Below are 26,241 nucleotides of genomic sequence, written 5' to 3'. Positions count from 1 at the left end.
TGTTCACCACGCCGCAGCATTGGCCGGGGAGTTTGTACCGGCAGCGATGCCGTTCGGCTAAGCTTGCGTCCGTTAGGGCATTGCCGGATGTCGTTGGCGGGCGGTTGTACTTGCCAGCTTTCCATGCCACGGCTTGACGATAAGGATTATCAGTGACGGGCAGCTTATTTGACTAGATGCCGCTTATATTTTGCGGGCCAGTCAATCGGCACCCTCGGGAAACCCGCCATTGAGTGCTGATTGCCGGAATTGACAGATGCTTCCCCAATTAGAGATGGCCCAGTTAGAGATGGATGACCCTGTTTCCAGCCGGCCCGCCGGGGTGGTTATTCTTGGCGGGGCGCATGGCACGCTGGCGCTGGCCAGGAGCCTTGGCGCGCGGAAAGTGCCGGTATGGCTGGTCAGCTCCGACACGCCCTTGCCGCGCTTCTCGCGTTACGCGCACCGAACCATCACCTGGCCAGGCCCCAGGGAAGAGGGCGCCGTCGCCTTCCTGCTCGAGCTGGCGGCGACCTCGGGGTTGCAGGGCTTTGTCCTGATCCCCAGCGGCGATGCGGAAGTTGGCCTTGTGTCGCAAGCCTTCGATCAATTGTCTGCAGTATTCGACGTGGTGCTGCCGCCTTGGGAGCGGCTGAAATGGGTTTGCGAAAAACCGCTACTCTACCGTCGGGCGCGCGAACTGGGCCTCGCCGTTCCGCTGACCTATGAGCTTGGTTCGCTGGAGCAGGCCGCCACCACTGAGCTGCGCTTTCCGGTCGTGCTCAAACCGAACATGGGCGGGCGCAGCCGTTTTGCCCGCGCCAAGGCGGTTCTCGCCGACAACCAGGAAAAGTTCCTGAGCGCCTACACATGGGCGGCCGAGCAGGTCGGCATCGAGAATGTCGTCGTCCAGGAGATGATACCGGGCGGTGGCGAGAGCCAGTTTTCCTATGCGGCGCTGTGGAACCGAGGCAAGCCGGTGGCGGAATTCACCGCGCGCCGCACGCGGCAGTTTCCCGTCGACTTCGGATATACCAGCACCTTCGTCGAGATCGTCGACGAACCGCAACTGGTCGAGGCCGCGCGGCTGCTTCTGCGATCGATCGGCCATCACGGGCTGGTCGAGGTGGAATTCAAACGCGATGCCCGCGACGGCTCGATGAAGATACTCGACGTCAATCCACGGCCCTGGACATGGTTCGGCCTGGCCGCCGCCGCCGGCGTCGATCTCGGCGCCATACTGTGGGCGGTCCGGTCGGGTGAGAGGGTCGAAGCCGTCTCGGTGCGGCCGAACACATCCTGGATGTATCTGGTTCGCGATGTTGTCGCGGCGGCCAAGTTGATCACAGGCGGCCGGCTGAACATCCCAGCCTATTTGCGCGCGTTTGGTTCGGTGAGGGCATGGGCGACATTTTCGGCTGGCGATCCCGTGCCCGGCTTGATCGACATACCATTGACAGGGTGGCGCGTTCTGACCCGGCGTATACTTCGCATCCGATGAAACAATTAACCGACAGCGCCGGTTAAGCTGCCGGCTTGCCGGCGGAACACGCCGCATTTGCGCATTCTTAACTGGGCAGCGTTTAGGACGGCGAGGCGCCTGCCCGGCTGTCCAGCGGGGATCGGGCGTCCGAAAACAGATCCGCGAGACCTAAAGACATGATCGCTTCCAGGGCCAGGACCGATTGCGAGGTGGCGGTGATCGGGGCCGGGCCCTACGGGCTGGCCGTCGCTTCCGCGTTGAAGGCAGCGGGTGTCGAGACTCGCACTATCGGCGGTGCGATGTCGTTCTGGCGCGACCACATGCCGAGGGGTATGCGGCTGCGCTCGCCCTGGCATGCAACCTATGTCGGCCACGACAAGGGGCCGCTGTCGCTGGATTCCTATGCGGGCAAGCTCGGCATCTCGCCGGAGCAACCGTTGATGCTCGAGGATTTCGTCAAGTATGGGTTGTGGATCCAGGCGCAGGCCGTGCCGGACCTCGATCCGCGCATGGTCGGCCGCGTCGATGCGGTCGACGGCGGGTTTCGCATTGCTCTGGCCGATGGAGATGGCATTCGTGCAAGGCGCGTCGTCGTTGCCACCGGCCTGACGAACCAGCAGATGATCCCCGCCGTCTTCAAGGGAATTTCCGGCGATCTGGTCAGCCATGCCAGCCAGCATACCAGCTACGAGGCGTTTGCCGGCAAACGGGTCGCCGTCATCGGGCGCGGGCAGAGCGCCTGCGAAACCGCGGTGTTCCTCAAGCAAAGCGGGGCCGACGTCGAGTTGGTCTGCCGTGGCGACATTCATTGGCTGGGCTACCGGGCGCTGTCGGGAAAACAGGCCTGGAGCTTGCGCGATTTCCTTTCGGAGCGGCTGGCGTCGCCGTCCAGGGTCGGGCCTTTCCCGATCTCCTGGCTGGTCGAGGTTCCCGGCTTCGTGCACCATTTTCCGGAAGCGGCCCGGGCCGGACTCAACAGGCGCAGCCTGGGCGCCGGCGCGACAGGCTGGCTGCGGCCGGGTTTCGACGGCATCAGGGTCAATGCCGGCAGCAGGATCGTCAGCGCAGCCGCCAAGGGGCAGGGTATCGAGCTGCGGTTCGAGAAGGACGCGGGCACTTTCGACCACGTGCTTTTGGGCACGGGCTACGAGATCGATATCGCCAAGCTCGGACTGTTTTCGCAGGACATGCTCGCCACGATCGCGCGCCGGGGTGGAATGCCGATCCTGTCGGCAGGGCTCGAATCCAGCATTCCCGGCCTGCATTTCGTCGGCGCCAGCGCCGTCGGCAGCTACGGCCCGCTGATGCGCTTCACCGCCGGCACTCCGTTCGCGGCGCGGACCGTGGCGCGTTTCGTGCGCAAGGCGAGGGGCAGGCGTTAGCTCGTCATCAAGCGCTCGGAGAAGCCAGCCAATTTTCCAAGCCAAGGCCGGGCACACGTGAGAACTCACGCACATTATCCGTTACAAGCGTCGCGCCAATCGACAGTGCCTGCGCCGCGATCCACGTATCGTTTGCCCCGATTGGCGTCCCTTGGCGCTCGAGGAGCGCGCGTATCTGACCATAGTGACGCGTCGTGACGTGATCGACGCCAACCAACAGCATCCGTCCGGTCAGTGTGGATAGGCGCGCTCGATTTCGCTCACCGTACGCACTCTTCTCCGCGCCAAATTCCAGTTCGCCCAGAACGATCGCCGAAAGCCGAACGGCGCTTAAATCTTCCAGTTCCAGGCGTTTGCTGACCTCTTCGTGTCCTCTCAGCGCCGCGATTACAATGTTCGTATCCAGAAGGTAGAGGCGCGGCACGACCTAGTCATCCAACGAGGCCACAGCCTCGGCCGGCGTGTCTTCAGGCGCGATCAGGTCGATTTCATCGGCGTCGGCCCACAGATCGCGAAAGGCGTCGGCCGCCTTGCGCGGATAGTCCGGAACAAGACGCGCAATCACCTTGCCGTGCCGGGTGAGGGCAATTTCCTCACCACCCTCGACCTCGGCCAGCAAGGCGGAAAAGTGCGCTTTCGCCTCAACGATGGAAACGCTCTTCATGGCACCTCACAAAATGACCATATGGTCAGAATATAGGCGCCCTTAGCCGGTTCGTCAAAGCTCTATCCTGCGACCCGGAACACCGCGTAGTCGATGATCCGCACCGCATCGAGGAAGCCGGGCATCGGCGGTACGGCAAGCTCGGTGAACACGCCGGTCTGGCGGATCGCGGGCCGCGCCCAGTCGATGGCGCGGTGGCTTGAGCTTCCGTAGACGATGAAGCAATCGCGAGGATGCCGGTCGAGCGACGAGACGAGGTTCTTCAGGACGATCTCGAAAACGTCCCTGGAAAAGGGATTGTAGAAATAAACCACCAGCGGCGTTTCGGGAAATTCATAAGCCGCGGCATCCGCCTGGACGACGCTCAGCGATCGGCATTTCTGCGACGAATCCCTGAAGCTCGCTATGTTACCCCCAGCGATCTCGACGAGTTCGCGCGCGAACTCCACGCCGATGATGTTCTGGAATGGATAGCGCGAGGCCAGCAGAAGCGTGCGCGACTTTCCCGAGCCGATGTCGATGAACGTATGGTTTTGAAGATCATACGGCAGGGACTTCATGATGAAGGCGAAGGATTTTGGCGAGGTGCAGACGGCCTCGTTGCCCTTGGCGCGATGCGGGCCGACCACGTCAAGCGCATCGAGCTGGATCGAACCGGCGGTGTCGACGCCGTGCCGGCGATCCCATTTCCGGGCAAGATGGTCGGCCACGACATGACGCACATTGCGCATGACAAAGCCGACGCTCGCGCCGATCCCATGCCGGCGAACCAGCCTCACCGGCTCCAGCAGGCCCTTTTGACGGACAAGCGCCCAGGCCCTGCCGAGGCGGCCGGACGAGCGGTCTTCAACGCCATCCCGATCCAGGCGACGCGTCTCGAGATTTGCCATGCGACAGGCTCCATCCCAGCCGGGTGAATATCGTCTGGCATAGATGCACCCAGCCGTTTAAGATTTCCTGACCAGCAGGCCGCACCGCCTCTTTTGCGCCGACAAGATCTGGATTCATGGCGCCATATCAATCGCTGTTCCGGATCGGAAGGATCTGACATGAAAGCCCTTGTCGTCGGTATTTTCTGTCTCCTGGCAACCGCATTAGGCGCCCAGGCCAAAAGCACCGGCGGCAGCGGACTCGCGGACGCGACCGTGGTGATCATCCGCCATGGCGAAAAGCCGGACAGCGGCCCGGAATTGTCTCCTGAGGGGCAGGCGCATGCCCAGGCCTATGTCGGCTATTTCCAGCATCTGGTGCTGGACGGCGTGCCGTTTCGTCCGGACGTTCTGGTGGCCAGTGCCGATTCCAAGAACAGCGCACGCGAGCGCCTGACACTGGCGCCGTTGGCACAGGCGCTGAAGCTGCCGATCGACCAGAGGTTCGCCGACAAGGACATCAAGCCGCTGTTCGAGGCGCTGGCCAGCGAAAACCATGGCAAGTCGATCCTGATCGCCTGGCATCATGGCGAGCTGGCGAAACTCCTGCACGCCTTCGGCGCCGACCCCGATGCGCTGCTGCCGGATGGAAAATGGCCGGACAGCGTCTTCAACTGGACGGTGGTGCTGCGCTACGACCATGCCGGCCAACTGATCCCCGGCTCGGCGCAGATCCTCAAGCAGGACTTTGCCAAGTAGGATTTGGCGCGTCGCCTGTTCGGCCGGATGACCTGTTATCCGACCCGAATGACAAGCTTTCCAAAATGCTGCGCGGCGCGCAGGCTCTCATACGCGGCTTCCGCTTTCTCGAAGGGGAACACCTCGTCGACCTGAGGCGTGATGCCGGTGGCGCATAGCGCCCTGAGTGCGGCCACCGATCCAACGTAGATGCCCTGCAAGGTGATCCGCTTGTTCAGGATGACCGCTGTGTCGATCGGGCCGGCAAACCCGGTCAACACACCCATCAGCGAAATCCTGCCGCCATGCCGGGTTGCCTTCAAGGTGTCGTTGAGGGTCTTTGGCCCGCCAACATCGATGGCAAGATCGACGCCCAGTCCGCCCGTCAGGTCGAGCACCTCGGCGACCCAGTCCGGGCTGGTTCGGTAGTTGACGACATGATCGGCACCGAGCGTGCGCGCACGGGCAAGCTTCTCGTCGGAACTCGAGGTGATGATGACGCGCGCGCCTGCCAGCTTGGCAAGCTGCAGCGCGAAAATCGATACGCCGCCGGTTCCAAGCAGGAGCACGGTTTCGCCTGGCTGGATCGGACGCCGCTCGAACAATGCCGACCATGCGGTGACGCCGGCACAGGGCAGCGTGGATGCCTCTTCGAAACTCATGGTTTCGGGAATGCGAACCACCGCATTGGCCGCCACGGCAATGCGCTGCGTCAGGACGCCGTCGACGCTGGCGCCACCCAGCGAGGTCGCCTGTTTGGCGGCGGAGAATTCTCCCTCCACCCAGCCCGGCATGAAGCCGATGACGACCCGGTCGCCGATTTCGAAGCCTTGTGTTCCCTTGCCGATCGCCGACACGACGCCGGCGCCATCCGATAGCGGCAGCACGCCCTTGTTATTCTGGGCGACGATCAGATCCCGGTAGTTGAGAGACGCGGCCTTGACGTCGACCAGCAGTTCGTTCGCCCCGGCGACGGGGTCTGGCGTCTCGACCAGCGTGAGGGTTGGGTTGGTTTCGCCGGTTGTCCTGTAGCTCTGCATCACGCCGATCCTTGTTGCGATGCCGACGCATTTGGAGCATTGTTCGATTTTGCACAATACGTACAAATGGAGCATGTACTATCATGAATGATAGTGTCGAAATCCGCCCTCGCCGCCGCAAGGCCGGCCGCACGGGCTGCGCCGTGGAGGCGACGCTGTCGGTCATGGGCGGCGTGTGGAAGCCGGTGCTGCTGTTCCACCTGCTGGAAGGCAAATTGCGCTTCAACGCGCTGTGCCGCCTGACGCCCTCGGCGACCGCCCGGATGATCACGCTTCAACTGCGCGAGCTGGAAGCTGACGGCATCGTCAGCCGCACGGTCTTTCCGGAAGTGCCGCCCAAGGTGGAATACGCGTTGACGGATCTTGGCCTGTCCCTTGCGCCGGTGCTCTTGAGCATGCGCGATTGGGGCAAGCAATTCCAGGAACTGGAGCCGGCCTGACCTCTCGGCGGGGGTCATCCGCGCCTGGACGACGGACCGGCGATCCAGTCGACCAGCAGGGCGGCGACGCCGAAGGCGGCACCGATGGAGCAGACCGCCGGCCAACCGGCCCATGCCCAGGCGATGCCGGCCAGCATCGATCCGATGGCGCCGCCGATGAAGAAGATGCCGACGAACAGGCCGTTGAGGCGGCCGCGCGCCTTGGGCTGCAGCAGGTTGATGGCGCGGCGGCCCAGCGTCTGGTCGCCGGTGACGCCGATGTCGAGCAGCACGGCGCTGACGCCTATCAGCACCAGCGGCCACCATGAGGTTGCGGAGACGGCAGCGCCCGCCCATGCAGCGAGCGCCAGCGCGCCGATGAGCATGAGGTGGCAGGCGATCGTGGCGGATCGTGTCCAGCCCCGGTCGCCGGCGCGGCCGAACAGCGGTGTGACAGCGGCACCCCCCGCGCCGACCAGCGCGAACAGCGCAATGCCGCGCTGGCCAAGGCCGAAGGGCGGCAAGGCGAGGCGCAGCGCCACCGAGGTCCAGAACAGGCTGAACGCGGCCATGACGAGGCTTGCGGTCAGCGCGCGTCGCCGCAGCACCGGTTCGTCGTGCAACAATTGGATCAGCGAGGCGATGAGCGCCGGGTATCCCGACTTCGCCGCCGGTTGCCGCCTTGGCAAGGTGACGGCGAGCACGATGGTGAGCAGGACCAGTGCCGAAGCGCTGACGCCGTAGAAGGCGCGCCAGCCCCAGGCATCGGCGATGAGGCTGGCGAGCGGGCGCGCCAGCAGGATGCCGACCATCAGCCCGCTCATGACATCGCCGATGACGCGGCCGTCTTGTCCGAGTGGCGCCATGGAAGCAGCGATGGGCACGAGGATCTGGATGGCGGAACAGGCGGCGCCGAGGATGAACAGGACGATGAGCAGCGAAGCGGTGGTGGGCGCGAATGCCGCGACGCCGGCCGCCAATGCGGCCGTCAGGAGCATGCGCATGATCAACGCGCGGTTCTCGGCGAGATCGGCCAGCGGCACCAGGAAGAACAGGCCGGCGGCATAGCCGAGCAAAGTGGCCATGGCGACCAGCCCGCCGCTCGCGGCATCCGCGCCCAGCGACGGGCCGATCAGCCCGACCAGCGTCTGCGGCGCGAACAAATTGGTGACGATGATGCCGACCGAGGCGGCAAACAGCAGTGTCTGCGGGCCGGTGATGGTGTCGGCGGGCAGCCGCTCGGCCAGTTGGCCGTCATTGGTGTCGGGCATGATAGTCCCCTTGCATATTGTGAAGGGACTTTATGCCGAAGCGTTATCATGCTACAATTCAATCAATTCGATAATGATTATGCGAGATACGCATGAACATACATGATCTCGAAGCCTTCATCGCCGTGGTGGAAACCGGCTCGATCGTCGGCGCCTCGGCTAGGCTCAACCTCACCCAACCCGGCGTCACCCGCCGCATCCAGAACCTGGAGGATGGGCTGGCGACCGCGCTGCTCGACCGTCAGTCGAAGCCGCTGAAGCCGACCGCGTCCGGGCGACAGGCCTATGAACACGGCCGCCGCGTGCTGCGTTCGCTTGAGGATCTGAAGGCCGGCGTGTCGCCGCAGGGCGAGTTGAATGGCGAGTTCCGGCTGGGCATCATGCCCTATCTGTCGGATGCGGCCCTCGCGCTGCCGCTCGACCGGCTGCGCGCGGCGTTTCCGGCGCTTACCTTGCGCATCACCTCGGGCTGGTCGCCACGGCTGGTGGAGCAGGTGGCGCGCAGCGAACTCGACGCGGTCGCGGTCTGTCTTCCCGACGGCGTCAAGCCGCCAGACGAGCTGGTCTGTGATGATCTCGGCCTGCAGTCGGTGCTGCTGGTCGCCGCACCCGGCCTCGGGGTGCCCAGGCCCGTTGATCTCGCCACGCTTTCGCGCTTTCCCTGGGTGATGAACGAGAATGGCTGCGGCTTCCGCGCCTTCATCCGCCACACGCTGGAGGCGGCGCGGCTGCCGTTCCAGGTCGGGGTCGAGGCGATGAGCGCCGACCTGCGGATGTCGCTTGTGGCGCGTGGCCACGGCATCGGCCTCGTCACGCCGGCGGCCTTCGCCGACAGTCCGTGGCGGGACAAGGTCGAGATCATCGACTGCACGGATTTCAAACCGCAGGTCCGCGCCTGGATGCTGCACCGCCCGCCAGCCGGCCGGCTCAGCCGCCCGATAGCGCTGTTCCGCGACGCGCTGCTTGAGGGGTTGGAGAAGCCGGTGGCGCTGGTTGGCGATCAACTGGGACGTTAGCGGGACAGCGCCCCCCTCTGTCCTGCCGGACATCTCCCCCACGAGGGGGGAGATTGGATGTCGCGACTGGTTTCGCCAATTTTCAACTTTGGAGGAAAAGCGCCGCAGTCAAAGCTGCCGATCTCCCCACCTGTGGGGGAGATGTTCGGTAGGACAGAGGGGGGCGCGAAGGAACGAGGCGTGTCCATTCTTGCATCGCCAGCCGCCATCAGCCCAGAATAGCATCCGGGCCGGCGCCGCAGACGATGGCGCAGACGCGTTCGCCCTTCTTCACCCGCACCCGGCCTTCGGCCAGTGCTGCAATGGCGGCGGCGCCGCTGAGGTCGGCGGCGAGGCCCATCTCGAACCAAAGGCTTTTGGCGGCGCGCAGCATCTCGTCGTCGTCGACCAGCACGATCTCGTCCACCTTGTCGCGGACAATGTCGAAGATGCGGTCGTCGGTTTTGGCGCAGGCCATGGTCGCCACCGAGGTCGTCACTCTGTCCAGCGCCACATTGCGGCCGGCTTCGAGTGCGCGCAGCAGCACCGGCGAACCCGTCGCCTCGATGCCGACGACGCGCACATGCGGCGCCAGCGCCTTGATCGCGGTTGCAACGCCGCTGACCAACCCGCCGCCGCCCATGGCGACGAGCACTGTCGTCACATCCGGCATCTGGTCGAGGATTTCGAGCCCGACCGAGCCTTGTCCGGCGACCACGGCGGGGTCGGCGAAGGGATGGAAATAGACAGCGCCGGTCTCTCTGACGAAGGCCTGCGCCGCCTCGTTGGATTCGTGCCAGGCCGATCCGACGATGCGGGTGGTGGCACCCCAGGCCTGCAGCTTCTCGATCTTGGCCGGCGACGCGTTGGTCGGCAGGAAGACGGTGGTGGGCACGCCGGCCATGAAGCCCGCCCGTGCGGTCGCGATGCCATGGTTGCCACCGGACGCGGTAACGATGCCGCCACCGAGTTCGACACGGTCGAGCGACAGCAGCCTGTTGGTGGCGCCGCGCGCCTTGAACGATCCGGTGACCTGCAACAGTTCCAGCTTCAGCATCAGGTCGACGCCACCGGCCAGCGGCGTCTTCAGGTTGCTGGCGTCGATCATCGGTGTGCGCCTGATGTTGCCTTCGATGCGGGCGGCGGCGGCGCGGATGTCCTCGAGCGCAATCACGCCAGTTCTCCTTCATAGCGGGTGGCGACGGTGACGCAGCAATTGCCGATAACGACACGGCCGGGCTGGCGGCGGCCATAGACGATGCCGTCCGACAAATAGCGCACGGTTTCCGGCGCACGGCCGGGATCGGCCAGATTGTGGATGCGGCCGGCGTCCTCGCCAGCATGGACCTCGGCGCCCAGCGCATGGAACGGTTCGAACACGCCGTCACTCGTTGCCAGCACATAGCCGTCATGGCCGGGAATGCGCAGGATGTTCTCAGGGCGCGCGGCCGGCGGCTTGCCGGTCGGCGGCAGCACGCCGAGATGGCTGAGCACATTGCGCACGCCCTTGCGGCAGATGCCGAGTGCGTCGAGCGAGACGGTGCCGGCGCCGGCCATCTCGGTGCCAACCGTGGTCAGCCCGGCGCGTACCGATGTGGCTGTCGAGGTGCGCGGTTCGCCGAGATTGTCGATGACGACGGTGAGCGGCGCGTCGAAGGCCAGTACCGCTTCCATGTTGCGCTTGCGGTGGGCGGCGTCGGGCGCCGGCTCGATGATGGCGCTGGGCAGGATGTTGAGCGAGGAGCCGCCGGAGTGCAGATCGACATAGGCATGGCCGAGCGGCATGACGATGTCGCTGACATAGGCCGAGATCTGCTGGGTGATGGTGCCGGCGGGGTCGCCCGGAAAGGTGCGGTTGAGGTTCAGCCCGTCGACGGGCGAGGTGCGGCGGCCGGCCAGCACGGCGGGCAGGTTGATCGCCGGCAGGAAGATGATGCGGCCGCTGACCATGCCCGGGTCGAGTTCGCGGATGAGTTCGCCGAGCGTGATCGGCCCCTCATATTCATCACCATGGTTGCCGGCCTGCAGGATGACGGTCGGCCCATCGCCATTCTTGATCACGGCAATCGGGATGCGGGTCGCGCCCCAGGCGTCGTCATGCGGCGAATGCGGGATGTCGACGAAGCCGACCTGCTTGCCGGAGCGGTCGAAGTCGATGGTGGTGCGGGCGGTGGACATGCGGGCCATGTTTCTCTTTGAAACGGGGATGGAAGGCGGGCGATGGAGGGGCGGCGGGAGCAATGCCCCCGCCGCTGAGAAAGTCAGATCGGCGGCAGGGTCGGCAGGGTGGTACCGATCCACTTTTGCGACAGTGCGGAGAGCGAGCCGTCGAGCATGCCGAGATGGATGTAGGTATCGAGCCAACGCAGCAGCTCGGGGCTGCCCTGCTGGATGCCGATGTAGCAGGGCGAGAACTGCAGGATGAATTTGGGCTTCAGCTGCACCTTGGGATCCTTGTCCATCAGGTCCTTGGCGACGACGTCGGCCGTGGCCAGCAACTGCGCCTGACCGGAGGTGAAGGCGGCAGCGGCGGTGGCGTCATCGTCGAAGCGCACGATCTTGGCGTTGGGCGCGGCCTTGGTCAGCTCGAGGTCCTGCGTCGTGCCGCGGGCCACGGCGACGGTCTCGTCCTTGAGGTCGGCGGGGCTTTTCAGCGCGATGCTGTCGGGGCCGAAGACCCCGATCGAAAGGGCTGCATAGGGCGAGGTGAAGGCGATCTGCAGCGCGCGTTGCGGCGTCGCGCCCATGGCGGCGATGACGATGTCGAGGCGATCGGTAACGAGATAGGGCACGCGGTTGGCGCCGGTGATCTGCTGCAGCTCCAGCTTGACGCCCAGCGCCTCGGCGATCTTCCTGGCCATGTCGACATCGAGGCCGACCGGCTCGTTCTTGGCGTCGACCGAACCGAAGGGCGGCACGTCGATGGGCACGCCGATGCGCACCGTGCCGGAGGAGAGGATTTTCTGCAGGTCGGCGGCGCGCGCCGGCATCGCCGAGACTGCGCCGGCCAGGAGCACGGCTGTGACGATCCTGGTAAGATGCTTGAACATGGAACTTCCCCTTTTTCTGGTTGGACTTTCTTTTCCTAGTGAAGGACGGCGTTCAGGAAGCTCCTGAGTTCGGCCGTACGAGGCGAGAGCAAGGTCTCACGCGCTGGCCCATCCTCGTGGATGCGGCCCTCGTGCATGAAGATCACGCGGTCGGCGACGTTCTTGGCAAAGTTCATCTCGTGGGTGACGAGCATCATGGTCATGCCTTCGCTGGCGACGCTTTCGAGGACGCGCAGCACCTCGCCAACCAGTTCGGGGTCGAGCGCGGAGGTGATCTCGTCGAACAGCATCAGCGTCGGCTGCATGGCCAGCGATCGGGCGATGGCGACGCGCTGCTGCTGTCCGCCGGACAATTCGTCGGGATAGGCGAGCAGCTTGTCGGCCAGGCCGACCTTGGTCACCACGGCGCGGGCGACTTCGCGTGCGGCTGGCGTGTCGAGCTTGCGCACGAGCTTCAGCGCCAGCATGACATTGCGCTCGACATTGAGATGCGGGAACAGATTGTAGCTCTGGAACACCATGCCGGCGCGCTGGCGCAGCAGGTTGAGGTCGGCCTTGGGCGCGGTGACGTCGATGCCGTCGACGACGATGCGGCCGGCCTGCACCTTCTCCAGCCCGTTGATGCAGCGAAGCATGGTCGACTTGCCCGAGCCAGAGCGGCCGATGATCGCGACGATCTCGCCTTTTTCCAGGGTGAGCGAGATGCCCTTCAGCACCTCGACGGCGCCGAAGCGCTTGCGGATATCGGCGATCTCAACGAGCGACATGAAGTCTCCTTTCCAGCATGCGGGCGAGCTGGGAGAGGGAAAAGCAGATGACGAAATAGATGACGGCGGCGGTGAGGTAGACCGGCAGCGGGGCGAAGGTCGCGCCGCTGATGATCTGGCTGGCGCGGGTCAGCTCGACGAAGCCGATCAACGCTGTGAGCGAGGTGTTCTTCACCAGCTGCACCAGGAAGCCGACGGTCGGCGCGATGGAGATGCGGATCGCCTGCGGCAGCACGACATGGCTGAGCCGCTGCGCATAGGTGAGGCCGAGCGCGGCGCCCGCCTCCCATTGCCGCTGCGACACCGATTGCAGGCTGCCGCGCCAGATCTCGCCGAAGAAGGCCGACGCGTAGATCGACAGCGACAGTGCCGCCGCCGTCCAGGCGTCGACCGAGAGGCCGACCAGCGGCAGGCCGAAGAAGAAGACGAAGAGCTGGCCGAGCAGCGGCGTGCCCTGGATCAGATTGATCCAGGCGATGGCCAGCCAGTTGAGCGGCCGAAACGGGATGACGCGCAGCACGGCCACGACAATGCCCAGCAGCCCGCCGCCAACGGTGGCAGTGAGCGCCAGCAGCAGCGTCCAGCGTGCCGCCTCGATCAAATAGACGATGTCGGAACCACCGAATTCGCGGATCATCGGCGCGGCCTCCGGACAAAGACCAGCCAGTAGATTCCGGCGAAGAAGGCGCGGAAGCCCAGCGTCAGCACGAGATAGGAAATGGTGATCAGCGTGTAGGTCTCGAAGGAGCGGTAGGTGCGCGAATCGATGAAGGCGGCCTGGTGGAACAGCTCTGTGGCGCCGATCGAGGAGACGACGCTGGTGGCCAGCATGACCAGCACGAACTGGCTGGCGAGTGCGGGGTAGATGGTCTTGACCGCCTGGAACAGCACGACATGGCGAAAGGTCTGGCCGGCGGTGAGGCCGAGCGAGCGGCCGGCCTCGACCTGGCTCTGGCGCACGGATTCGAAGCCGGCGCGCAGGATTTCCGCGCCATAGGCGCCCATGTTGATCGAGAGCGCGATGAGGGCTGCGGTGTTGGCGCCAAGCCTGATGCCGATCGAGGGCAGGCCGAAGAAGACGATGAACAGCTGCACCAGCAGCGGCGTGTTGCGCAGCGCCTCGACATAGATACGGGCGCAGGCGCGCAGCGGCATCAGCGGGCTGATCGAAGCCATGGCGACGACTAGGCCGATGGCCAGCCCGCAGACCATGGTGATGACCGAGAACTGCAGGGTCAGGACAACGCCTTGCGCGATCTCCGGTATGTAGCGCAGCAGGACATCAAATTTGAAATTATAGCTCATGGATGCAGAGCGCCCCTTATGCAACCAAGCGGAGATCGCTATTTTCCGCGCGGATTTGCTGGACAATACGCTAGCGTCGCTTCATATGTGACGTCAAGCGTCATCTATGAAACGGATGCAAATGACGGACGACAAGCTCAACTACAGCGCGCCGGCCCTGGAAAAGGGGCTGGATATCCTCGAATTGCTGGCCAATGCCGGCCAGTCCATGGGCACGCGCCAGATCGCCGAGGAGCTGGGGCGGTCGAAGAACGAGATCTTCCGCATGGTCCATGTGCTCTTGGCGCGCGGCTACATCCAGCGCGACGAGAGCGGCGAGGGGCTGATGCTGTCGAACAAGCTGTTCGGGCTGGGCATGCAGACGGCGCGCGCGCGCGACCTGGTCAGCACGGCGGCACCCATCGTCGAGCGCTTCGCCGAGGAGGTTCACCAGGCGGCGCACCTCGTCGTCGCGCATCGCGGCGAAACGGTCATCATCGCAGCGGCGTCGGGCGGGGCGGACATGAACTTCTCGCTCAAGCTCGGCTATCGCCGGCCGCTGGCCGACGCCCATTCCGGCCTTGTGCTGATGGCGTTCCAGCCCAAGCCGGTGCGCGACAAGATGATCGCCGAATGCCTGATGCTGATGCGCGAGCCGCCGGACCCGACGACGCTTGCCGCCGAGCTTGACGCAGTGCGCGAGCGCGGCGCCATCATCCATGAAAGCCGCGACATCATCGGCGTGACCGATGTGGTCTGCCCGATCATCGCCGGCGACGGGCGCGCGGTGGCCTGCGTGACGGTGGCGGCGGTCAGCCGGCGCAGTGCGGCGCCCAATTTCGAGGCGATGCTGGCGCGGCTGAAACTCGCCTGCGCCGAGATCGCGCATGAGCTGGGCGGGTAGCAAGCAAAGCTCAACCCGCAACGATGAGATCGCGCGGCGTTCGCGCCAGCACCTCGGCACCGGTCGGCGTCACCAGCACATTGTCGATGATGCGGGCGCCAAGCCCTTCGGCGCCGATGAAGACCGGCGGCTCGACAGTGACAACCATGCCGGCTTTCAGCACATGTGGACTGTCGCCGATCATGTGCAGCGGCTCGGCCCAGCTTGGCGGAAAGCCCGGCCCCAGCGCATAGCCCGATGTGTGGACGCGGCAGGATTCGAGCCCGGCCTCGCCAATGACGGCGCGAGCCGCCTGGTGCGGCACGGTTGCCCGCACGCCGTCGCGGATGACAGCGATCATGGCGTCGCTGGCGCGCAGCACGATGTCGTGCAGCTCGACCATGCGCGGCGTTGGCTTTCCAAGCGCGAAATTACGGCCGATGGTGGCGGTGTAGCGGTTGAAGGTGGCGCCGAATTCGATGTTGCCGAAATCGCCATGCTCAAGCCGCCGCGCGGTCGGCGCGCCATGGCTGTAGGCCGAGCGCGGGCCGGAGACGAGGTTGATCGGGCTGGCAGCGATGCCGCTGCCGTTGCGCATCAAGGTCTCGTGGATGCCCCCGGCCAGCGCCAGTTCCGATGCGCCCGCCGCCAGCTCGCCGGCGAAACGCTGCATGCCGAGGTCGGCAAGGGCCGCCGCGCGCCGGATGTAGCCGATCTCCGCCGGCGACTTCACCAGCTTCAACCCGGCGATCAGTTCGGTCGCCTCGGTGACCAGGGCATCGCCGATGATCGCGCGCAGACCGAGATAATGATGCGGGTGGAGATAGTAGGCGGGCACTTCGAGGCCGACGCGCCTGCCAAGCACGCCGTGGCGCCGTGCCACGCCGGTAAAGGCGGCGATCGGGTCCTCGTTCTCGCCGCCACCGAAGCCATGCACATCGCCGGCAGCTGAGTCCGTCTCGAATTCATGTACCTCGCCCTGGCGGGTGAGCACGACGAGCGGCTCCTCGCGCGCGCCGACCAGCAGGCACTGGAATTCCTGGTAGCTCTTGGCGTCGCTGCCGGTCAGCCAGTGGATGGAGGCGGGGTGGACGGCGACCAGCCAGTCGAGGTCATCAGCGGCCATGGCGGCCCGGACGCGCGCCAGTCGCCCGGCGAATTCGGCGGCGGTGAAATCGTGTTTCGACATCGGTCCCCGTCACTCGTACCGAGCCACAGCCATCGCCTCGATCTCGACCAGCAGGTTCTCGAAGGCAAAGCCGGCGACGCGGATCGCGGTCACCGCCGGGCCGGGCTCGGGGTAGAATTCGCGCTGGACGCGGGCAATCACCGCGCGGGTCGCCTCGATCTCGGCCCAACTGCCCTCGGCGTGGTAGTAGATGTAGAGCTTGGCGACGTCGCTCTCGTCGAGCCCGCCCTCGGCCAGCGTGCGGCGAATGAACTCGAAGACGTTGCGGGTCTGCGTCTCCATGTCGTCGCCGACGGCCTGCGCCTTGTTGTCGGCCGAGATCTGGCCGCCGATGAAGGCGAGCTTGCCGATCTTCCAGCCTTGCGTGAACTGGGTGTTGGGAATGCTCCAGTCCCAATGGTTGGCCGGCTGAAGCCGCTGCTTGTCGTCGCCGAGCATGCCGATACCCTCGACCTGGATCAGTTCGTCGGCATCGCCCATGCCCTGGATGCGCAGGCCGGCACCGGCCGCCGAGGGCACCGCCATGTAGCGGCGGCGCACATTGGTCATCTTCTCCCAATAGTTGGTGACCTCGCGGCCTTCGCCGAAGAAGCGGAAATAGGTGTTCTGGCGCATCAGGCTGTTGCGGTCGCCGCCGCCCGCCCGCAGCATCGTGTCGAGGTTGCGGAAGGCCTCTTCGGTCTGCACCTCGATGTCGCCGATCCCCTGCACATTGCCCTCGGCATCGAGCGAGCGCTGGCCGCCAATGAACAGCAGGTCGCCAACCTTCCAGCCATGGACGAAGGGCAGCTTCTTGCGCCAGCGCCAGTGGCCGGGCGGGTCAAGCAGCTCGCGCCTGCCGCCGATCACCACCCAGGCGTCGACCATCAGCAGCGCGCCCTCCCGGTCGAGGCCGCAGCGGATTTCCGTGGTGGTGGGGCCGGGGGCCTTGAAATAGCGGGCGCGTACGGAATCGAGCTCGTCGAGGAAAGTACTGACGGCATCGGCCTCGCAGCTGAAATAGACGTTGTGCTTGACCACATCGGCCATGTCGGCGCCGACCCGGGTGAGAAGCGCCATCAGGCGCTCGAAGATGACGCGCGCCTGGCCGGCGATGCCGCTGGCGACCATCTTGCCGCTCGCGTCCGTCGCCATCATCCCGCTGACGAATATCAGATCGCCGGCGCGGACGGCCTGCGGCGCCGAGCCCTCGACATCCTTGAATATCTGCAGTCCCACCCGCGTTCCCCTCCCTGATTTTGATACTTACTTACCTGCAAGTCAGTTTGCCGTCAAATGCTGGGGACGCCGCAAAGCTTCGGCGTCCAAGGCTAACGCATTTGGCTATGATGCCGGCATGGACGAGACCGACATGAGACAGGCGATCAAGGACACGGCGCTGGAGCTTCTGGTGCGCCATGGCTATCGCGGCATCAGTTTCGGCGACATCTCCGTGGCGCTGGGCACGACGCGGGCCAACATCCACTACCATTTCGGCAACAAGCAGGCGCTGGTCGACGAGGTGCTGGGCGACTACATGCAGGCAACGCTGGGCGGCTTGCGCGCTGTCTGGTCGGCCGAGGGGGCAAGCCTCTCCGACCAGGTCGAGGCGATGATCGCCTACAGCCGCGCGCGTTTCCGCCACTTCAATCCGTCCGGCACGGAAGGGCACAATTGGAGCCTGATCTCCAGGCTGCGGCAGGATGCCGATCTTCTGGGGGACCGTGGCCGGCAGATGCTCAGCCATTTCGGCGTCGAGCTCTCGGCGCTGTTTGCCGAGGCGCTGTCCTCAGCCGGCCGGCGCGGCGAGCTTGCTGATAATGTCGTGCCCGCCGACGCGGCGCTGCTGTTCGCGGCCATCGCCGACAATGCCGCGCCGATCACGCTCGCCGAAGGCGGTTTCGAGCGGCTGGAACGTACCTATCGCAGCCTGCGCCAGATCATCGAGAACCGATCCTGACTGATTCAAGGTCCGGCTCCATCTGTTTGTTTATGCTTTGCTAATTTCGCCGGCCTCAAGCCGCGCACGAAACGCCTCGAGTTCGGCCTGCGCAATCCCGACGACTTCGGCATTGGCCGGATACCTGCCGCCCGCGACCTCCTGGCGGAAGCCGGAGAGCGCTTCGACGCGGGCGTCACGGACTGCCTTGTGGAGTGCAGCCAGATCACCCCACGCGCGGGCATGGCGGGGCAGGCGGGCGCTTTCGCCTGTTATGTCGGAGGTGAACAGGAACACCACATCGGCCGCGGGACCGGAGCCGAGCGATACGGTGACCAGCCCGGTACGGCGGTTGATCTCGGCCATCACGTCGGCCGGAATGATCTCGCATTCGACGGCGAAGGCGCCGGCATCTTCGAGCCGGCGGAAGCGATCCCACAGTTCCAGCGCCTCAGTGGCCGTCTTGCCGACGGCGCGGATGGCGCCGACCCAGGTGGATTTGCGCGGCACGAAGCCGAGATGGCCCATCACCGGGATCTGTTCGTTGGCGAGCATGCGCACAGTATCATGGCCGCGCCCGGTGATGACCGCGTCGGCGCCTGCGGTGATGGCCGAGAAGGCGGTGCGCAGGATCTCGTCCGATATCACCGCGTCGGCGAAGCCGAGGGCGGCGGTGACGAAGACGCGGCGCGATCCCTGGCGCACCCCAGCCACATTGGCGGCGCGGCAGACCACCATCTCGACGCCGGCGGCTTCGGCTGCCGCCGCTTCGTCCGCCGTCTCGGCCGTCACCTGGGCGACGTGCCGGCCACTGCCCTTCAGTGCGCGCAGGCTGGCGACGGTGACGGAGCGGTCGACCTCGCGGCCGCCGAAATCGAAGATGCGCGGCATGTCAGCCTTTCAGCTTCTTGGCGTAATAGTCGGGCGCGACGACGCCGGGCTTGGAGAACCAAGCCGGCACGTCGACGCCGGAATAAAGCAGGATGTTGCCCCACGGGTCGAAGGCGCCGGTGCGCACGATGACCTTGGCCTTGGCCGCCATCTCGCCGAGGATGGTCTCGTGCGTCGTGGTCTCGAAATCGGCGTCGGGGAACAGCCGCTTCAGTTTCTCCAGCAGCGGCGCATTGTGCACCGGCAGCGTGTCGGCATAGCCGACCCGCTCGGCGATCAGGTTCGCGGCGATCGGGCCGAGCACGGCTTCCAAGTCCGGCACGTCCGGCGAGATGGCGAGGTCGATGCGCCAGGCGCTCGACGGGATCGGAAAGCCCGCGTCGCAGACGATCATCAAATCGCCATGGCCCATCGAGGCGATGGCGTGCGACAGTTCAGCATTGAGCAGCCGGTTACGGTTCATGATGGTTCCTTCCACGTTGTCTTGATAGCTTCGGCGAACAGCGCGTCGGCCTGCGCGCGTTCGGGCAGGCCGGGAATGACGCCGAGCCTTGTGCAGGCGATGCCGCCGCAGACGACGCCGAAGCGCACCGCGTTGACGATATCGCGACCTTCGGCCAGCGCCACCGCGAAGCCGGAGTTGAACGCGTCGCCCGCACCGGTCGTGTCGATCACCTCTACCGGCACAGCGGGCACCATGATGTCGAGATCATCCGTCAGGATCAGCGCGCCGCTGCGGCCGAGCGTCACCACCACGTTGCGCACGCCCCGCCGGCGCAGTTCGCCTGCCAGTTCGCGCGAGGAGCGGGGGTCGTCGGCGGGCAGGCCGAGCAGGATGCGCAGTTCGCTCTCGTTTGGCGTGAGATAGTCGACATTGGCGAAGATCGCGTCGGGAAGCTGGCGCGCCGGCGCGGGGTTGAGGATGGTGCGGGCGCCGTGCTTGCGGCCAAGCTCCATGGCACGGACGGCAGCGGGGATCGGCACTTCGAGCACGGTCATCACCACGTCGCTCTCGGCGATGCGCTGTTCGGCGGTGTCGACGACTGCTGCGTCCATCAGCTCGTTGGCGCCCATGTCGAGGATGATGAAGTTCTCGCCCTTGTCGTTGAGGATGATGAAGCCGACGCCGGTGGCGCGCTCCGTCCTCGTGGTGACAAGGCTCGCATCGACGCCCTCGGCGGCATAGAGGTCGGTGGCGATGCCGGCCAGCTTGTCGGTGCCGATGATGGCGACCAGTGAGGAACTGGCACCAAGACGGGAGGTCGCCACCGCCTGGTTCGAGCCCTTGCCGCCGGCGCCCATGTCGAAATCGGTGCCGAGCATGGTCTCGCCGAAGATCGGGAGTTTCGGCGCCCGCATGGTCAGGCCGACAGCGAAGCTGCCGACGATTGTAATTCTTGGTGCGGTCTTGGGATTGCTCATCAATGCCTCGTTCAGGACGCCATGGCGCGCGCCAGGATCGCTTCCTCGTTGATGCCGGCTCCGGTCAGTTCGCCGGAAACGCGGCCGTTGCGCAGCACCAGGACGCGTTCGGCGTTCATGATCAATTCGGGGATCTCCGAGGAGATCATCACCACCGCCACGCCTTCGCCGGCGATGCCGCGCAGGATGGCGTAGATCTCGGCCTTGGCGCCGACATCGACGCCGCGCGTCGGTTCGTGCAGCACCAGCACGCGCGGATTGGTGACGAGGCTGCGGCCAAGGATGATCTTCTGCTGGTTGCCGCCCGACAGCGTGCCGAGCTTCTGGCCAAGATGTGAAATGCGCGCGTCGAGCCGGGCGACCTGCGCACGCGCCTCGCGGCGGACGGCGGCGCGCCGCATGAAGCCGGCCATGGAGAAGCGCGGCAGCGAGGCCGAGACGACATTGTTGGCGACGCTCATCGTCAACAGCGCGCCGGCGCCGCGCCGGTCGGCCGGCACCAGCGCCATGCCGTTGCGGATCGAGGCGCGCGGATCGGCGGCGCGCAATTCCTTGCCGTCGATGGTGACGCGGCCACGGCGGCCGCACAGGCCGAACAGGGCTTCGCCCAGCATGTCCTTGCCGGAATCCGGCAGGCCGCCAATGCCGAGGATTTCGCCGGCGCGGGCGCCAAAGCTCAACTCGTCCAGCCCTGGCGCGGTCAGGTTTTCGACGGAGAGCACGACGGGCGCTTCGTGAGAACGGGCCTCGGCCTGCAGCGACCACTGCGCCGCCGTGTCGAGGTCGCGGCCGACCATGGCGCGGATCAGCCGGTCTTCCGACAGGCCGTCATTGTCCATGGTCTCGATGGTGCGGCCGTCGCGCATCACGGTGATGCGGTCGGCAAGGTCGAGCACTTCCTTGAGATGATGCGAGACATAGATGACGGTGACGCCTTCGGCGCGCAATTGCTTGACGATCTCGAACAGGCGTTCGCTCTCGCGCTTGGAGAGTGCGGAATTGGGTTCGTCGAGCACCAGCACGCGGGCGCGCTGGCGGATGGCGCCGGCAATCTCGACCAGCTGCATTTCGGCCACCGACAGGCGCGAGACCTTGGTGTCGGGATCGAGCGTGCCCATGCCGAGACGGGTGAGGGCCGAGCGCGCTTCGCGACGCATTTCGTCGCGCGGCACCAGCGAAACGACGGGGCGCGCCGCCATGTCGGACATCATGATGTTTTCGGCGATGGTCAGCGTCGGGCAGAGCGCCAGTTCCTGGTAGACCACCGTGATGCCGGCGGCGCGGCTGGCCAGCGGCGAGGCGATGGTGGCCGGCTTGCCATCGATACGGATCTCGCCGCCATCTGGCTGCAGGTCGCCGGCGAGGATGTTCATCAGCGTCGATTTGCCGGCGCCGTTCTCGCCGATCACGGCATGAACTTCGCCGGGCCGGAAGGCCACGGAAATGCGGTCGAGCGCCAGCACGCCGGGGAACCGCTTGGTCAGTCCGGAAATCTCGACGATGGGGGCAGGGGGCTGTCGGTCTGTCATTGGCTCGCTGTCTTGTGCACGCGGCCGCCGGTCCATGGGAACCGGCGGCCGTGCTGAGCTGGCTGTTACTTCTTCTTGGCGACCTCGGCGATGTTTTCCTTGGTGTAGACGCCGACGCCGGTGTCGACATTGTTGATCGTCTCACCCTTGAGGAACTTGACGAGCAGATCGACGGCGGCAAAGCCCTGCTTTTCAGGCGCCTGGTCGATCGTGGCGTCGACATTGCCGTCCTGCACCAGCTGCACGGTCTGGTCGAGCAGGTCGAAGCCGACCACCTTGACCTTGTCGGCGGCCTTGTTACGCTCCACCCAGGTGCCGGCGGCGGGCGTCGAGCAGCATTCGAGCGAGAGCACGCCCGTGATCGACGGATTGGCCAGCATGGCGTTCTCGATCGCCGAATAGATTTTCTGCGGGTCGGTGCCGGTGTTGAGCGTCGAGACCACTTCGATGCCGGGTTCGGCCTTCAGCGCCTCGCGCGCGCCCTTTTCGCGGTCGAGCGACCACTGCGCGGCGGCGTCGATGGTGGTGATCATCACCTTGCCCTTGCCGCCCAGCACCTTGGACATCAGCTTGCCGGCCTCGCGGCCGGACTGGACGAGATCCTGGCCGGCGAAGGCGAGGCGCTTGCTCTCGGGGTTGTCGGTGTTGAAGGTGACGACCGGGATGCCGGCGGCGATGACGCGGTCGATCACCGGCGCCAGCGCGTCGGTCGAGACCGAGGAGATCGCCAGCCCGTCCATCTTGCCCATCAGCGTCTCGATCTCCGAGATCTGGCCATCGGCATCGGCGCCGACCGGGCCGATGAATTGGGCGCCGACCTTGTCGTCCTTGGCGGCGCGCTCGACGCCGGCCTTCATGAAAGGCGCGAATTCGTTGGAGACGTCATGGTAGGAGACGTAGATGTCGAGCGGCTGCCCGGCGTCGATCTTGGCCTTGATGCGCGGCGCCAGCGCGAAGTCGGCGAGCTTGGATTCGGCGTGGGCCGAGAGCGGCAACAGGCCGATTGCCGCGGCCAGAATGACGTGTCTGATGTTCATGGATAGTCCTCCCTTTTGGTTCTGGTTGCTTGGGTGTTTTGAAATCAAGCCGTGCGGCGCGTGCTCCATTTGTCGATGCCGACCGCGATGATGATGACGAGGCCGATCATCAGCTCCTGGACGAAGGGCGAGACGCCCATCAGCACCAGGCCGTTGCGCATGACGCCGATGATCAGCACGCCGAGGATGGTGCCGAGGATTGTGCCTTCGCCGCCCGACAGCGAGGCGCCGCCGACGATGGTGGCGGCGATGACGTCGAGCTCCAGCCCGACGCCGGTGCGTCCGGCCTGGCCGCTGGGCAGGAAAGCCATGCTGAGAATGCCGGCGAAGGCGGCAAGAACGCCCATCAGGATGAAGGCTGAAATCTTGACCTTGTTGACGGAAATGCCGGAAACGCGCGCCGCCTTGGCGCTGCCGCCGACGGCATAGACGCGGAAGCCGAAATTGGAGAACGACAGCACCACCCAGGCCAGCACCGCGATGATGATGAAGAACACCAGCTGCATGGGAATGACGCTGAACAGATAGCCCTGGCCCATGAAGGAGAAGGTCTGCAGCACTTCTGGCAGCGCGCCGTTGCGCAAATTGACCGTCACCGGCTGGCCGTTGGTGAGGATGAGGGCAGCGCCGCGCACGATGGAAAGCATGCCGAGCGTGGCGATCAGCGAGGGCAGGCGGCCATAGGTGGAGAGCACGCCGTTGATGAGGCCGATGGCGACGCCGGTGAGCAGGCCGGCGCAGATCGCCGGCAGCAGCGCCCATCCGGCGATGATCAGCATGCCGGTGGCGAGGCCCGAAAACGCGTAGGTCGAGCCGACCGACAGGTCGACCTCGCCGGCGATCAAAACGAACGTCATGCCGACCGCCATGATCCCGAGCAGGGAGATCTGGCGTCCGACATTGAGCAGGTTCAGCGATGTCAGGAATCCATCGGTGGCGAAGGACAGGAACAGGCAAAGCACGAGCAGGGCGATGAACACACCTGCCTCGCGCGCCCGCAACAGCCGCGCCAGCGTGAATCGGTCCGTGGCTGGCGCGCGCGCGCCGGTCCTGACCGCATGGGCCATACAGTATCCTCCCTCAGCGTGGCCCACCGGTCCTCACCGGCATCGCCACTCCTTCGTTTCATCGACCGGAGCTGAGCTCTCGGCCCGGCCGATGCATGTGAGCCCCTCAAATCCCGAAGTGATTCAGGATCGGGCCCTATCTCCCTGTTCGGCCATGATCTTTCGAGAAGCCGGATGCGGCTTTCCACAGTCATGGCCGGAGCGCGGGCGTCGCCGCCCATGCAGTATTCTCTGGCGTCAGGACGCCTTGCGGAACGTGCCGGCCGGCACCTTGCGCAGCTCGTCGAAATTTCCGTATTCGCGAACCTTCTTGAACGGCGCGTTCTCGACGGCGTTGTAGGAGCAGATGTAGCCCCAGCGATACGTGTCGGAGCGGTTGGCGTCGGAGCGGTGCAGAAGGTTGCCGTCGAAGATCAGCGCGTCGCCGGCTTCCATCTCGACATAGATGTGCTCGTAGCGCTTCAGCGCGGCTTCCAGATGCTCCTGCTCGACATTGGTCTGGTCGTTCTCGCGGATGTGGTTGAGGCGGCCGAGCTTGTGCGTGCCCTTCAGCACCTGCAGGCAGCCATTCTCGCGGGTCGCCTTGTCGAGCGCGACATAGATGCTCATCATCTCCGGCGCCAGGCAGCCGTAATTGTACCAGTAGCCGAAATCCTGGTGCCATTCCCAGGCGCCGCCCTCGTTGGGCTGCTTCATCGTCATCTTGTGGCTGTAGAGGTAGATCGGCTTGCCGACGGCGTCTTCCGCCAGGTCGACCATGCGCTCGTCGCGGGCCAGCAGTCCGTATTTGTCGTCCTCGGCCTTGGTCCACATCTTGAGAAGGGTGGTCTTGCCCTCCTTGTCACCCTTGGCCATCACGGCGCCGCTCTTGTTTTCTTCCTCGAGCTGCTTGCGGGCGTGGTCACGGAAGTCCTCCACCTCCGGCACGCTGAGCAGACCCCGGCGGATGATGTATCCGTCTCGGGCGTAGATCTCGGCTTCATTCCTGGTCATCGCGAGCATCGTCTTGCCTCCCTCCGCGAACGGGGCTGTCGCCAGCAAGGCGCCGCGAAAGCCCGAAAAATGGGGTTTCCGGCCATTTGCCCGCCGAACGCCCCGGTCTGTTGAAAGCGACCATAGCGGCGCCCGGCAGCGAACAAAATGGACAGCAGGGCACTCGTTTTGTATAAAACGCGCATGACGCAAAAGACGGCGGTTCTCGAGAGTTTCCACTATGTGCCGGCCGCCGGATGGACGCGCACCGCCTTCAGCGTGCTGCGCGCCGGCAAGGTCGCCGCGGCGCGCGATTACCGCATAGAACGGCCAGTCTACCCCGGCCAGGACATCCTCTATTGCCTGTCGGGACGCGGCCATGTGGAGACGCTTGGGCAGCGGCTGGAGGTGCGGGCGAACCAGCTGGTCTGGATGGCCAACGAGGCGCCGCATGTGCATTCCGCCGATCCCGGCGACCCGTGGACGCTGCTGTGGTTCCGGCTGGACGGACCCGACCCGGCGATCCTGCGGCGCAAGCTGTTCGGCGAGGGCGCGTTGCGCACCATGTTCACCGAAGCCACCAGCCCGGCGCCATGGTTCGAGCGGCTGTTCGCTGCATTGCGGCGGCGCGACGCCGGGCTCGACCTGCGCCTCAACCAGCTGGTCGCCGAATTCCTGCTCTTGGTCGACCGCGCGGTGAATGGCGCCGGCAATGACGATCTGCCAAAACCGCTGGCGTCAGCGCTCGACGCCATGCGCGCCGAGCCGGGTTTCGCCTGGACGGCCTTTGACCTCGCCGCCATAACCGGCCTCGGCGCCTCGCAGATGCGGCGGCTGTTCCAGAAACACCTGCGCACCAGCCCGCACCAATGGCTGATGCGCGAGCGGCTGATGCAGGCGCAGTCGATGCTGGTGCAAGGCGAACAGCCGCTGGCCGAGGTGGCGGAAGCCTGCGGCTTCTGTGACGTCTATCACTTCGGCCGCGAGTTCAAACGCTCGGTGGGCATTTCGCCCGCCGCCTGGCGGCGCAGCGAGTTGAGCGCGGCGCCGGGGCGGTGATTTGGGGGTGACGGGGGCGGGGGCGGTTTGCGCCGCATTTCGGACGTAGCGGTTAGTCCCTGAGAGTGAAGCCGACCTGGTCGGTCACCGCATCCTGCGTCTCGCCGTCGTTCTTGCCCATTGGAAGCTGTCTTCGTGGGGGCGAGGAACCCAAGCTTTTCAAGGCCGCGACCCAAATGGTTGGCTTTTTCCTCGCCCCGCCGAAGGTGTGGGAGAGCGACTATCTGGGGTGTCAAGTTGCATTTGCGAACTCGTTGCGCGCGTCGCGTGCTTTTGCATTGAGGATGACGAGAAGTTTTCGGGCGAGAGCGATGCGGATGAGCATTTTGGGCT

General features: G+C 65.4%; 28 protein-coding genes and 1 pseudogene. 8 read left to right on the top strand and 21 right to left on the bottom strand.

The window, feature by feature from the left end; all coding sequences use genetic code 11:
• Positions 1-256 precede the first annotated feature (256 nt).
• Both ABVQ20_RS37235 and ABVQ20_RS37230 read left to right on the top strand, forming a co-directional pair.
• Positions 257-1,480 carry a carboxylate--amine ligase gene (locus ABVQ20_RS37235; RefSeq protein WP_354464799.1) on the top strand — a complete coding sequence of 408 codons (1,224 nt, stop codon included), beginning with the start codon at positions 257-259 and terminating at the stop codon, positions 1,478-1,480.
• Positions 1,481-1,638: 158 nt separating this feature from the next.
• Positions 1,639-2,844: an NAD(P)-binding domain-containing protein gene (locus ABVQ20_RS37230; protein ID WP_354464798.1), complete on the top strand. Its 1,206-nt coding sequence runs from the start codon at positions 1,639-1,641 to the stop codon at positions 2,842-2,844.
• Positions 2,845-2,851: 7 nt separating this feature from the next.
• Here ABVQ20_RS37230 and ABVQ20_RS37225 read toward each other — a convergent pair whose 3' ends face one another.
• The 3 genes from ABVQ20_RS37225 to ABVQ20_RS37215 all read right to left on the bottom strand — a co-directional run bounded on the left by ABVQ20_RS37225 (position 2,852) and on the right by ABVQ20_RS37215 (position 4,398).
• Positions 2,852-3,268, bottom strand: coding sequence for a type II toxin-antitoxin system VapC family toxin (locus tag ABVQ20_RS37225; RefSeq protein ID WP_354464797.1), 417 nt, complete (start codon positions 3,266-3,268; stop codon positions 2,852-2,854).
• 3 nt (positions 3,269-3,271) lie between these two features.
• Entirely contained in the window at positions 3,272-3,508 is a 237-nt protein-coding gene (locus ABVQ20_RS37220; protein WP_354464796.1) for a type II toxin-antitoxin system Phd/YefM family antitoxin, read from the bottom strand.
• A 62-nt stretch (positions 3,509-3,570) separates the two neighbouring features.
• Positions 3,571-4,398, bottom strand: a complete 828-nt coding sequence (locus tag ABVQ20_RS37215; protein ID WP_354464795.1) for a class I SAM-dependent methyltransferase — start codon at positions 4,396-4,398, stop codon at positions 3,571-3,573.
• A 159-nt stretch (positions 4,399-4,557) separates the two neighbouring features.
• On the opposite strand from ABVQ20_RS37215, the gene ABVQ20_RS37210 reads away from it, so the two are divergent.
• Entirely contained in the window at positions 4,558-5,136 is a 579-nt protein-coding gene (locus ABVQ20_RS37210) for a phosphoglycerate mutase family protein (protein WP_354464794.1), read from the top strand.
• A 35-nt stretch (positions 5,137-5,171) separates the two neighbouring features.
• Here ABVQ20_RS37210 and ABVQ20_RS37205 read toward each other — a convergent pair whose 3' ends face one another.
• Positions 5,172-6,155: a zinc-dependent alcohol dehydrogenase family protein gene (locus ABVQ20_RS37205; RefSeq protein ID WP_354464793.1), complete on the bottom strand. Its 984-nt coding sequence runs from the start codon at positions 6,153-6,155 to the stop codon at positions 5,172-5,174.
• 83 nt (positions 6,156-6,238) lie between these two features.
• On the opposite strand from ABVQ20_RS37205, the gene ABVQ20_RS37200 reads away from it, so the two are divergent.
• Complete coding sequence (locus tag ABVQ20_RS37200) at positions 6,239-6,595, top strand: winged helix-turn-helix transcriptional regulator (protein ID WP_354464792.1); 357 nt, start codon at positions 6,239-6,241, stop codon at positions 6,593-6,595.
• A gap of 14 nt (positions 6,596-6,609) precedes the next feature.
• On the opposite strand, the gene ABVQ20_RS37195 is transcribed toward ABVQ20_RS37200, so the two are convergent.
• Positions 6,610-7,845 (bottom strand): MFS transporter, encoded by a 1,236-nt coding sequence (locus tag ABVQ20_RS37195; RefSeq protein ID WP_354464791.1) that lies wholly within the window; start codon positions 7,843-7,845, stop codon positions 6,610-6,612.
• Positions 7,846-7,937: 92 nt separating this feature from the next.
• Between ABVQ20_RS37195 and ABVQ20_RS37190 the strand changes: the two genes are divergently transcribed.
• Positions 7,938-8,861 carry a LysR family transcriptional regulator gene (locus tag ABVQ20_RS37190; RefSeq protein ID WP_354464790.1) on the top strand — a complete coding sequence of 308 codons (924 nt, stop codon included), beginning with the start codon at positions 7,938-7,940 and terminating at the stop codon, positions 8,859-8,861.
• A 208-nt stretch (positions 8,862-9,069) separates the two neighbouring features.
• On the opposite strand, the gene ABVQ20_RS37185 is transcribed toward ABVQ20_RS37190, so the two are convergent.
• The 6 genes from ABVQ20_RS37185 to ABVQ20_RS37160 form a co-directional block, all read right to left on the bottom strand.
• Entirely contained in the window at positions 9,070-10,014 is a 945-nt protein-coding gene (locus ABVQ20_RS37185; RefSeq protein ID WP_354464789.1) for a threonine ammonia-lyase, read from the bottom strand.
• Positions 10,011-11,027, bottom strand: a complete 1,017-nt coding sequence (locus ABVQ20_RS37180) for a succinylglutamate desuccinylase/aspartoacylase family protein (protein ID WP_354464788.1) — start codon at positions 11,025-11,027, stop codon at positions 10,011-10,013. The genes ABVQ20_RS37185 and ABVQ20_RS37180 overlap by 4 nt, the downstream gene beginning before the upstream one ends.
• A gap of 74 nt (positions 11,028-11,101) precedes the next feature.
• Positions 11,102-11,890 (bottom strand): transporter substrate-binding domain-containing protein, encoded by a 789-nt coding sequence (locus tag ABVQ20_RS37175; RefSeq protein WP_354464787.1) that lies wholly within the window; start codon positions 11,888-11,890, stop codon positions 11,102-11,104.
• A 35-nt stretch (positions 11,891-11,925) separates the two neighbouring features.
• Positions 11,926-12,657, bottom strand: a complete 732-nt coding sequence (locus ABVQ20_RS37170) for an amino acid ABC transporter ATP-binding protein (RefSeq protein WP_354464786.1) — start codon at positions 12,655-12,657, stop codon at positions 11,926-11,928.
• Complete coding sequence (locus ABVQ20_RS37165) at positions 12,644-13,294, bottom strand: amino acid ABC transporter permease (RefSeq protein WP_354464785.1); 651 nt, start codon at positions 13,292-13,294, stop codon at positions 12,644-12,646. The genes ABVQ20_RS37170 and ABVQ20_RS37165 overlap by 14 nt, the downstream gene beginning before the upstream one ends.
• Positions 13,291-13,962, bottom strand: a complete 672-nt coding sequence (locus ABVQ20_RS37160; RefSeq protein ID WP_354464784.1) for an amino acid ABC transporter permease — start codon at positions 13,960-13,962, stop codon at positions 13,291-13,293. The genes ABVQ20_RS37165 and ABVQ20_RS37160 overlap by 4 nt, the downstream gene beginning before the upstream one ends.
• A gap of 121 nt (positions 13,963-14,083) precedes the next feature.
• Between ABVQ20_RS37160 and ABVQ20_RS37155 the strand changes: the two genes are divergently transcribed.
• Positions 14,084-14,845, top strand: coding sequence for an IclR family transcriptional regulator (locus ABVQ20_RS37155; protein WP_354464783.1), 762 nt, complete (start codon positions 14,084-14,086; stop codon positions 14,843-14,845).
• Between the two features lie 10 nt (positions 14,846-14,855).
• On the opposite strand, the gene ABVQ20_RS37150 is transcribed toward ABVQ20_RS37155, so the two are convergent.
• Together ABVQ20_RS37150 and ABVQ20_RS37145 are read right to left on the bottom strand one after the other, a co-directional pair.
• Entirely contained in the window at positions 14,856-16,013 is a 1,158-nt protein-coding gene (locus tag ABVQ20_RS37150; protein WP_354464782.1) for a M24 family metallopeptidase, read from the bottom strand.
• Between the two features lie 9 nt (positions 16,014-16,022).
• Positions 16,023-17,231 carry a RidA family protein gene (locus ABVQ20_RS37145; protein ID WP_354464781.1) on the bottom strand — a complete coding sequence of 403 codons (1,209 nt, stop codon included), beginning with the start codon at positions 17,229-17,231 and terminating at the stop codon, positions 16,023-16,025.
• A gap of 118 nt (positions 17,232-17,349) precedes the next feature.
• On the opposite strand from ABVQ20_RS37145, the gene ABVQ20_RS37140 reads away from it, so the two are divergent.
• Positions 17,350-17,952: a TetR/AcrR family transcriptional regulator gene (locus tag ABVQ20_RS37140; RefSeq protein ID WP_354464780.1), complete on the top strand. Its 603-nt coding sequence runs from the start codon at positions 17,350-17,352 to the stop codon at positions 17,950-17,952.
• Between the two features lie 30 nt (positions 17,953-17,982).
• Here ABVQ20_RS37140 and ABVQ20_RS37135 read toward each other — a convergent pair whose 3' ends face one another.
• The 7 genes from ABVQ20_RS37135 to ABVQ20_RS37105 all read right to left on the bottom strand — a co-directional run bounded on the left by ABVQ20_RS37135 (position 17,983) and on the right by ABVQ20_RS37105 (position 24,870).
• On the bottom strand, positions 17,983-18,822 hold the full coding sequence (locus ABVQ20_RS37135) for a 3-methyl-2-oxobutanoate hydroxymethyltransferase (RefSeq protein ID WP_354464779.1): 840 nt from the start codon (positions 18,820-18,822) through the stop codon (positions 17,983-17,985).
• A gap of 1 nt (position 18,823) precedes the next feature.
• Positions 18,824-19,285 (bottom strand): D-ribose pyranase, encoded by a 462-nt coding sequence (gene rbsD, locus ABVQ20_RS37130; protein ID WP_354464778.1) that lies wholly within the window; start codon positions 19,283-19,285, stop codon positions 18,824-18,826.
• Positions 19,282-20,244, bottom strand: a complete 963-nt coding sequence (locus ABVQ20_RS37125; protein ID WP_354464777.1) for a ribokinase — start codon at positions 20,242-20,244, stop codon at positions 19,282-19,284. Before ABVQ20_RS37125 ends, rbsD begins: the two co-directional genes overlap by 4 nt.
• A gap of 11 nt (positions 20,245-20,255) precedes the next feature.
• On the bottom strand, positions 20,256-21,773 hold the full coding sequence (locus ABVQ20_RS37120; protein ID WP_354464776.1) for a sugar ABC transporter ATP-binding protein: 1,518 nt from the start codon (positions 21,771-21,773) through the stop codon (positions 20,256-20,258).
• A 65-nt stretch (positions 21,774-21,838) separates the two neighbouring features.
• Positions 21,839-22,810, bottom strand: coding sequence for a sugar ABC transporter substrate-binding protein (locus ABVQ20_RS37115; protein WP_354464775.1), 972 nt, complete (start codon positions 22,808-22,810; stop codon positions 21,839-21,841).
• Between the two features lie 44 nt (positions 22,811-22,854).
• Positions 22,855-23,877, bottom strand: a complete 1,023-nt coding sequence (locus tag ABVQ20_RS37110; RefSeq protein WP_354464774.1) for an ABC transporter permease — start codon at positions 23,875-23,877, stop codon at positions 22,855-22,857.
• Between the two features lie 237 nt (positions 23,878-24,114).
• Positions 24,115-24,870, bottom strand: coding sequence for a phytanoyl-CoA dioxygenase family protein (locus tag ABVQ20_RS37105; RefSeq protein ID WP_354464773.1), 756 nt, complete (start codon positions 24,868-24,870; stop codon positions 24,115-24,117).
• 183 nt (positions 24,871-25,053) lie between these two features.
• On the opposite strand from ABVQ20_RS37105, the gene ABVQ20_RS37100 reads away from it, so the two are divergent.
• Positions 25,054-25,908, top strand: a complete 855-nt coding sequence (locus ABVQ20_RS37100; protein ID WP_354464772.1) for an AraC family transcriptional regulator — start codon at positions 25,054-25,056, stop codon at positions 25,906-25,908.
• A gap of 232 nt (positions 25,909-26,140) precedes the next feature.
• Here the strand turns inward: ABVQ20_RS37100 and ABVQ20_RS37095 are convergent.
• Positions 26,141-26,241: pseudogene (locus ABVQ20_RS37095) on the bottom strand (IS110 family transposase); the annotation flags it as partial.

The sequence above is a fragment of the Mesorhizobium shangrilense genome (assembly GCF_040537815.1).
In the GTDB taxonomy this organism is placed as follows: Bacteria; Pseudomonadota; Alphaproteobacteria; order Rhizobiales; family Rhizobiaceae; genus Mesorhizobium; species Mesorhizobium shangrilense.
Note: the sequence above shows the minus strand (reverse complement) of the source record. Positions and strands in the feature narration are given on the sequence as shown.